6 protein-coding genes and 3 pseudogenes are annotated in these 7,998 nt (G+C 66.9%); 4 read left to right on the top strand and 5 right to left on the bottom strand.

Annotated elements, in window-relative coordinates; all coding sequences use genetic code 11:
- Nucleotides 1-489: 489 nt before the first annotated feature.
- The 3 genes and pseudogenes from ACZ4VT_RS27700 to ACZ4VT_RS27690 form a co-directional block, all read right to left on the bottom strand.
- Entirely contained in the window at nucleotides 490-1,821 is a 1,332-nt protein-coding gene (locus ACZ4VT_RS27700; RefSeq protein WP_467953607.1) for a hypothetical protein, read from the bottom strand.
- Nucleotides 1,822-2,049: 228 nt separating this feature from the next.
- Entirely contained in the window at nucleotides 2,050-3,495 is a 1,446-nt protein-coding gene (locus ACZ4VT_RS27695; RefSeq protein ID WP_467953605.1) for an ISL3 family transposase, read from the bottom strand.
- Nucleotides 3,496-3,532: 37 nt separating this feature from the next.
- Nucleotides 3,533-3,643: pseudogene (locus ACZ4VT_RS27690) on the bottom strand (transposase family protein); the annotation flags it as partial.
- Between the two features lie 240 nt (nucleotides 3,644-3,883).
- Between ACZ4VT_RS27690 and ACZ4VT_RS27685 the strand changes: the two are divergent.
- Nucleotides 3,884-4,318 (top strand): hypothetical protein, encoded by a 435-nt coding sequence (locus ACZ4VT_RS27685; protein WP_467953603.1) that lies wholly within the window; start codon nucleotides 3,884-3,886, stop codon nucleotides 4,316-4,318.
- 86 nt (nucleotides 4,319-4,404) lie between these two features.
- On the opposite strand, the pseudogene ACZ4VT_RS27680 reads toward ACZ4VT_RS27685, so the two are convergent.
- Both ACZ4VT_RS27680 and ACZ4VT_RS27675 read right to left on the bottom strand, forming a co-directional pair.
- Nucleotides 4,405-4,506 (bottom strand): annotated as a pseudogene (locus ACZ4VT_RS27680) (ATP-binding protein); the annotation flags it as partial.
- A 265-nt stretch (nucleotides 4,507-4,771) separates the two neighbouring features.
- Nucleotides 4,772-5,560, bottom strand: a pseudogene (locus ACZ4VT_RS27675) (PP2C family protein-serine/threonine phosphatase); the annotation flags it as partial.
- Between the two features lie 383 nt (nucleotides 5,561-5,943).
- On the opposite strand from ACZ4VT_RS27675, the gene ACZ4VT_RS27670 reads away from it, so the two are divergent.
- Genes ACZ4VT_RS27670 through ACZ4VT_RS27660 form a run of 3 tightly spaced genes read left to right on the top strand, consistent with a single transcriptional unit; the run spans nucleotide 5,944 to nucleotide 7,760 of the window.
- A complete protein-coding gene (locus ACZ4VT_RS27670) occupies nucleotides 5,944-6,678 on the top strand; it encodes a hypothetical protein (RefSeq protein ID WP_467953601.1) in 735 nt (244 codons plus the stop codon).
- Between the two features lie 3 nt (nucleotides 6,679-6,681).
- Entirely contained in the window at nucleotides 6,682-7,113 is a 432-nt protein-coding gene (locus ACZ4VT_RS27665) for a phage holin family protein (protein WP_467953600.1), read from the top strand.
- Complete coding sequence (locus ACZ4VT_RS27660; protein WP_467953598.1) at nucleotides 7,089-7,760, top strand: DUF3618 domain-containing protein; 672 nt, start codon at nucleotides 7,089-7,091, stop codon at nucleotides 7,758-7,760. The genes ACZ4VT_RS27665 and ACZ4VT_RS27660 overlap by 25 nt, the downstream gene beginning before the upstream one ends.
- The last annotated feature ends 238 nt before the right edge of the window (nucleotides 7,761-7,998 follow it).

Raw genomic sequence — 7,998 nt, 5'->3', positions numbered from 1 at the left:
GCTGGAACAGCGCCCACAACTCATCCGGCACCAGCCGCTCAACAATCCCCACCACGAACGACAGCCTACCCAACCATCCAAATGAGATGGCTTCTGAGTGCAGGAGCGGCCACGCTCGTCGTACCGCCAGCCGTCGTGCCTGGCGGCGGGCTTGGCTCATGCCCGAGTTACGACTTGGGTCCTCAGCTCGACGGGACACTCGGCCAGGCCAGTAATGCACAGCGTGACCGGCCTCATAAGTTCGATCAGGAGCGAAGCGGCGTTAGGAATTCGCAGCTTCGGATACCCCGGCTCAACGATCAGGAAATTGAAGCCATTCAACTCTTTCAGGCAGAAGTCCACATGACTTTCACAGAACGACGGCTTATACCCAAGCAGATTTGCCACGTCGCTCCACGTGACATGAATCGCGATCGGGCTAGGTATGAGCTTCGGGGTTGGGTCATGCGTAGCAGGCGGGGAAAGATCCGGCTTCAGCGCCTTGTTCAGCTACTCCACCTTCTTATTTGCCTTATCCCGCTCCTTCGGTGGCGTCTTCGGGTCATAGATCATCTGCAGCGCTCGGGTGCTCTGCTGCACTGCCTTCTCTACCTTGTCTCGATCCTTTTGCGACATCTTCGAGTCGTGGATCCATTGCAGCGTGCCGCTGATCTGCTCCACGATTCTCGCGTTCGTGACCCGTTCCTTCGGTGGCGTCTTCGGGTCATAGATCCATTGCAGCGCGCCGCTGATCTGCTCCACGATTCTCGCGTTCGTGACCCGTTCCTTCGGTGGCGTCTTCGGGTCATAGATCCATTGCAGCGCGCCGCTGATGCGCTCCACGATCCTCGTGCACGAGCTCCGCTCCTTTAGGTGCGCCTTTGAGTCCTCGATGATCACCTTCAACTCGACAGTCAACTTCTCAAGGGAATCCTTCAGCTCCCTGGGGGCTTTCGATTCTTTGAGCTCACCCATCTCCTCCTTCAAATCCATTGTGCGCTTTTTCAGCACCTGCGTTTGCTTAGCGTCGTTGACGAGCCGCTCTATTGTGCCATTCACTTCTTGTAGCTTTTTCAGCTCGCCTGGATCCCTTATCTCCTTTATCTGCTGACCAACCTCCTTCTTCACATCTTCCAGCTTTTTCAACTCCTTCGGCTCCTTGCTTTCCTTGGTCAGCTCGTCCAGGTCTCCCTGCAGCTCCTTCGGTACCTCCAGCTCCTTTGTTTGCGTTTCCAGCTCCTTATTCAGCTCTGCCCGATCTCCGGGCTGCTGCTGGTCGGGCTGCTGCTGCTCCGGCTGCTGCTGGTCAGGCTGCTCCGGCTCCGGCTCCGGCTGCTGCTGCTCCGGCTCCGGCTGCTGCTGCTCCGGCTCCGGCTCCGGCTGCTGCTCCGGCTGCTGCTCCGGCTGCTGCTGCTCCGGCTCCGGCTCCGGCTCCGGCTCCGGCTCCGGCTGCTGCTGCTCCGGCTCCGGCTCCGGCTGCTGCTCCGGCTGCTGCTGCTCCGGCTCCGGCTCCGGCTGCTGCTCCGGCTGCTGCTGCTCCGGCTCCGGCTCCGGCTCCGGCTGCTGCTGCTCCGGCTCCGGCTCCGGCTGCTGCTCCGGCTGCTGCTCCGGCTGCTGCTGCTCCGGCTCCGGCTCCGGCTGCTGCTCCGGCTGCTGCTGCTCCGGCTCCGGCTGCTCCGGCTCCGGAGGCTCTGGTGTCTGTGCAGGTGCTGCGGTCGTGGCGTTGCCGAGGGCTTGGGGCGCTGCCACAGCACTGGTCACGCCTGTCGGCAGCGCGAGCACCGCAGTCAGGCACGATGCGCAGACGATGCGGGTAACGTCTCGCCGGGCGGTTCTGGCCATGAGGTTTCCAGATTCGCTTTGCGATGTGCTGACTAGTCCTTGTGGACTGGCCCTCGAGGGCTGCGACGGCCCACGTCACCGGAGTTTCAGACAGTGACGATGCACAGGCGATACAAGACCCACTCTTCGCCCACTCGAGGCATCCCGCAATGCGAACGCCAGGCTCTGCCCCGGCGGGCAGGAGTTGTTCGATCTGCACGGTCAGGGCGCTAGGTGTGAACGTTCTCGTTATTCGGCTCTGTCGGGGATCTTGTGATGTCGCAGGGTCATGGGCCCAGGAGTACGCGTTGACGTAGGAGGTCGAGGTTGGCTCGGCCGTAGGCCATGCGCTTGATGAGTTTGACGCGGGTGACGTGTCCCTCGACCTGGCCGGAGCTCCATGTGTGGAGAGTCCTGCGGTGACGGCGTCGAGGTCGCGTCGCAGGCCGCTGACCAGGGAGTGGAAGGCTGGGAGGTCGTCAGCAAGGACTCGCTCCATCCAGTCGGGAAGTTGGTTTCTCCGCAGAGGTGGTGAAGCAGTTCAGCGAAGTCGTGGACGTGCCGTGCGGCGGCGTCGAGGTGAGGGCAAGCCGTGCGGATCTCCTTCAGTTCTGCGGCGTCGGCGGCCACGAGGTGCTGGGGATTCGTCATGATCCAGCGGACGACGCGTCGGGGTTTCGGGGCGGGCCTGGGCTGCGGCCGGGATGCCGGTTGCTGCTTCCGTCCTGGTTGGCGGGGAGGTCTGAAGGCGCGGAAGTAGCGGCGGAGGCACTGGACGCTCCCGGTGAATCCGTGCTCGACCAGTTCCCGGTGGAGCTGGGGAATGTCGTGACAGCCCTCCAGCCAGCGGGCGTGGAGGTGGGGCTTGTGCTCGTCCAATACGGACAGTCGTCCGGTGGCTTTGGCCAGGAGTTCGTCGAGGCTGTCGGCTCGGGCGAAGCGGCGGACGGTGGAGTGGTCCAGCCGCAGTGTCCGGCCGATCGCCGCCAGGGACTTCCCCTCGGCCACCAAGGCCTGGACCGCCGTGTATCTCTCTGTTGTGCGGGCCACCAGGCGCCGGGGTTGGCCGCTGACGTCGAGCGTGCCGTCCGGCGGGACGAACGGCGCGGCCACCGGCCCGGGCGGCTCCGGCGTGACCAGGTCCTTCGCGGTCGCCTCCGCCATGACCGGGGTCGCCGCGAACGCGTCCTGGATGCACCCGTGGTGGGATCCGACCGTTCGTTCCACCGCTTCAGCGACGTTCCGCCACAGATGCCAGGCATCGGCGACCTGCATCGCCTGCGGGGCACCGTTTCGGGCTCCCTCCGCGTAGGCGCCGGCCCGATCTCGGCAGATCACCTCCACCTCCGGGTGCCGACGAAGCCACGCGGCCAGTGGCTCGGCGTCCCGGCCGGGCAGGACATCGACCGGGCGGCGGGCCTCCAGATCAACCAGGATCGTCGCGTAGGAGTCGCCCTTGCGCAGAGCGAAGTCGTCCACGCCCAGGAATCTGACAGCGCCCAATGGTGGCTGCGGAACCGAGCGGAGCAGGTCCAGCAGCGCGTCCTTGGCGATGCGGATCCCGAGGGCCGCGGCCAGGCGGGCGCCGGGACGGCCCGCCAGACACAGAGCGATCGAGGCGAGCATCGACCGCAGCACCTGCGTCTGCCGGGCATGCGGCCTGGTCAGCCCCTCGATCTGCTCGGCGAACGTCACCGCCGGGCACCGGCTGCTCAGACACTTGAAACCGGCGCACGGTCAACTCGATGACTACGGGCGTGCCGGCCACGGGCGCGTCGCCGAGCCGGCGGACGTACCGGCCGTGCACCCGCCACGACGGCATGCCGCATCCCGGGCATCTCACCAGAGATGTCTGACACCCTGCGCGAAACGTGATGACCCCGGCCGTTCGCTTGATCGACTCGATGACAACACCGGACAGATGCGGCAACAACCGCCCCAACACCCCTGAACCGCACACCCGGAGACTGCCCAGCTCAGCCCTGCGACATCACAAGATCCCCGACAGAGCCCGTTATTCCCCAGGCGTAAGTTCACGTAATTCCCCAGGCCCTGGCCCCGGCCCGGGGTTACTTTGGCTAGCGTGAACTTGCTGGGGTGGAGCTATCGGTATGTGGGACCGCCTGATCTGCGGGCCCTTGTCCGGCCGGAGGCTGAGGGCCGAAGCATCTACTCGGCATCGGACTTCAACGACTGGGTGTCGGGCCTGGCAGCGGTGGAGCTGGCCGAGCCTTTCACTTTCGTCATCGACTCGGCGGGCGTGCTGCGGCTCGCGCCGCGCCGGAGCGAGCACGTGGTGTGTGCCGGCGGCGGCCCCGTTCTCGGTGCCGGAGAGATGAGCTTCCGTAAGGACTCCGGGCAGTGGGTGGTCGGTGAGGTGAGTAACCAGTCGACCGGATACTGCCCGGACGTCAGTTCCTGGCGGGCCGTCGTGGAGGCTCTGGATGCAGCCGGGATCGAGCACCCTTCCGGCTTCACCCACGAGGTGGTGTTCCGGCGCTGTCCCGCCTGCGACTAGCTGAACATCGTTCGGGAGGATGACTTCGTCTGCGTCTTCTGCGATGGCGAACTGCCGCGGGAATGGAACATCGACGGGTCTGGGCGTTAGCGGACCGGGGGCTTGTCGGTCTTGTGGGGCTTGTCGGTGGGGGTCTTGGGGCGCTTGTTCGGGCGATAGCTGGGGCCGTTCATGATGACCTGGTGGCTTCATCGGACGAACGGGGATCTCAACCAACTCGGTCAACGGTCCCGTGATCGCAGAACCACAGGCCACACACGCGAACACCAGCACCCGCAGTTCTTAACACCCCCCGAGGAACCCGCCAACCCAATTAGCCTCCCACCACGGCACTCAGACCCAGCAGACCGGGCCGAAGCATCACCCCTGGACCTGGTGGTCCAGCTTCGATGAGACAAACCCGCCCCGGTCAGACATCGGTGGACGGGTCAGCCAGAGCATAAAGAGCAAGCTAAGGCAGCTGTTGAACAGCCCCGGGTCGAGGTCGACCAGGAGGCGGTTGGTACGGGCGAGAACTTCGCCCGCTGGCGTGCCGATGGTCGCGTGGGCATGGACGGCGGTGCGCACCTGTCCCATGAGGGCGGCGGTGATGCTGTGGCCCTAGACGTCGCCTATCGCGACGGTGACGGAGGCGTCGTCGCGGCGGATGAGGTCGTAGAAGTCTCCGCCGATGTCCTTGCTGCGGCCGGCGGGCAGGTAGCGGGCGGCCACATCGGAGCCTGGGACGTTCGGGAGGGTGTGCGGTAGCAGGACAGATTGCAGGGTGTGGGCGAGCTCGTGTTTGGTGTCGTGGAGGCGGGCGCGGTCCAGTGCCTGGGCGACAAGGCCGGCAAGTGAGGTCAGCACCGCGCGTTGGGCCGGGGTGAAGGGGTTGGGCTGGGCGTAGGCGAGGACGAGGGAGCCGACAACGCGGTCGGAGGCGATCAAAGGCAGAAAGGCCCAGGAGGCCATGTCGTCCAGATGGACAGCCGAGGGGTACTCGCGCTGCAGCTCGGCGAAGGTGGGAAAGAAGCTGGGCACGCCGGTGCTCAGGACCCGTGCGGCGGGGGTGTGGGCGTCAGCGGCTGGGCATCGAGCCCATCAGCTCGGCGGTGTATCCGCGGTAGCCGCTGTGGCACAGCCGGCCTTCTTCCGCTGTCAGTATGGCCATGGCTTGGGGCCGAAGGCGGGCACGATCTGGTCCGCGACGAGATCGACGACTTCCGGTGCTCTGCCGTGCTCCGACCGGGTGATGCTCCGGTGCGGCGTTCACCTGCGGGGCCTACCGCAATGGCGGCCGCGGTGATCGTCGGGCATGACAGCGAAGGTGGCGTGGCGACAGACATCCCTGCCCGGCCTGGAGATCGGGCACCGCGGTGCCACAGTCCAAGGAGTACGGCTGCTGGGCTTGCACAACGTGCTTCCTCGATCGCTGGCCGCTGTCTGCCCGACCGAAGAGATGCGCAATCCGCGGTCCCCAGTCCGTAGCTCGCCTCGGCGTTCCGGCAGGTGAATATGCCCGATGGGCGCAGGTCCCGGCCTGGCTCCCGTCGCCTTCCTCACCACGCGTGGGTGAACGGCCGAAACATGGGCAGGCGCTGGTTGGGCGGGGAAATCTCGATCCTTCGATTGACTAGGAGCCAGCCTTGAGTGACTTCCAGGAATCGAGCCGCCGGCAGGAAGGCAGCACGGCGGCGGTAGCGCATACGGCTCAGGACAAGGCGAGCGAGGGTGCCGCACTGGTCGGCGGGAAAGCTGCCGAGGTGGGCGGGACGGCGAAGGAGCAGGCGGCCAACGTCGTCGGCGAGGCCACCGCCCAGGCCCGGAGTCTTGTTGGCGACTTGCGTGGTCAGCTCCAGGGACAGGCGCAGTCCCAGACCGAGCGTCTTTCGCAGAATGTGCGCCTGCTTGCGCAGGAGCTGCGGGAGATGGGTGAGGGCGGCAAGCCCGACTCCACTATGGCGGGCGTGGCCCGTCGGATAGCCGACGGCGGCGACCAGGCTGCCGACCGCATCGAGCAGCGCGGGCCCGACGGGCTGGTCAACGACCTTCAGGACTTCGCCCGCCGCCGCCCAGGCGCCTTCCTGGCAGGCGCGGCCGTGGCCGGGTTCCTCGTCGGCCGGGCCGGCAAGGGAGTAAGCGCGGACTCCTCCACCGACAGCGGTAGGGGCCAGGGAAGCGACGACGTTGCTGCCGGGGACCGGACTGCTGGAGACGTTCCTGCGGTCGGACGCTCGGGCGTGCCTTCCGGTTATGAGGACCTGAGCGACACCTACGGCCAGTCGCAGCCCCCGCATGTGGTTCCGAAGCCGCCGTCCTACCCGGCGTCGGGCGGGGCGCCGCCGTACGGCGGCTCGCCGCGGTCGGGAGAGGGGATGTGACCCGTGGCCACCGCATATCAGGAGCGGCCGACACGCCATGCCCCGCCGCCACCGGCTGGAGAGCCGTCGATCGGTGATCTGGTCAGTGAGATCGGCCAGGATCTGTCGGCTCTGGTCCGTACCGAGATCGAACTGGCGAAGGCCGAGCTGAAACAGGAGTCGGTGAAGGCCAGCAAAGCGGCCGGGATGCTGGGCGGCGCGGGCTACGCCGGTCACATGGTGATGCTCTTCGGCAGCTTCACCGCCGTTTTCGCGATGGCCCACGTGATCGACATCGCCTGGGCCGCGCTGATCGTCACCGCCCTGTGGGCTGCCGTCGGCGCGGCGCTCTACGTCAGCGGACGCGCAGGCTGGCGCAACGTTCATCTCAAGCCCGAACAGGCCGTGGAATCGGTGAAGGAGGATGCGCGATGGGCCCGACACCCGACGAGCTGAGGACCGACGCGGAGTACCGGCGCGCGCACCTGGCGCACAACGTCGATGCCCTGGCCGACAGGATGACCCCGCGCAGGGTGGCACGGCGCAAGGCCGATTCGGTGCGCCAGCGGGCAAGCGGAGTGAAGGAGCGCGTGATGGGCACGGCACAGACCACGGCGCACGGAGCCTCCGAGAGCCTGAGCCAGGCCACCGGCAGCATCGCGGAGACCGCCAAAGAGGTCGGCGGAACGGTGAGCGAGACCGTCCAGCAGGCGCCTTCGCAGGTGAAGCGGCAGACGCAGGGCAGCCCGCTGGGCGCGGGGCTGATCGCCTTCGGCGCGGGTATGCTCACTGCCGCTCTCCTGCCGACCACCGACGCGGAGGAACGCGCGGGGCAGAAGCTGCGTGAGCACTCGGATGAGCTGCTGGAGCCCGTCAAGCAGACGGTTGTCGAAGCAGCCCAGGAGGTCAAGGAAGAGATGCGGGAGCCTGCGGCCCAGGCCGTGGAAGCGGTGAAGGGCACCGCCCAGGAGGCCGCGGAGGCGACCAAGGAGCAAGCTCAGAGCGTCGGCCAGGAGACGGCGGAGGGTTTGCGCCAGGTGGGCCAGGACGCCGCCGAGGAAGTGCGCCGCACTCCCGGCGCCCCGGGGTCAGCGGCTCCCTGATTTCACCCGGTTCAACAACCGCCGGAATCGCCCGGGCGGGCCCCGCGATGTCCCCGCGGGGCCCGCCCGGCACGCGTCTGCGGTGCCGTCGGTGCCTGGTGGGGTAGGCGAAGACAGCAGTCCGCTCGGCCGGGGGGGGGGGGTGGCCCGGCCGAAAGGGATGTTTTGGCTGGCTTCCGCCGTTCCACATGTTGTTTTCCCGTGTTTTATCTTCGCTCTTCTCCCTTCGGAACCTTCC

This window comes from Streptomyces sp. NPDC029164, assembly GCF_055563995.1.
The sequence above is the reverse complement of the archived record's forward strand: the minus strand, read 5'-3'. Positions and strand labels throughout refer to the sequence as shown.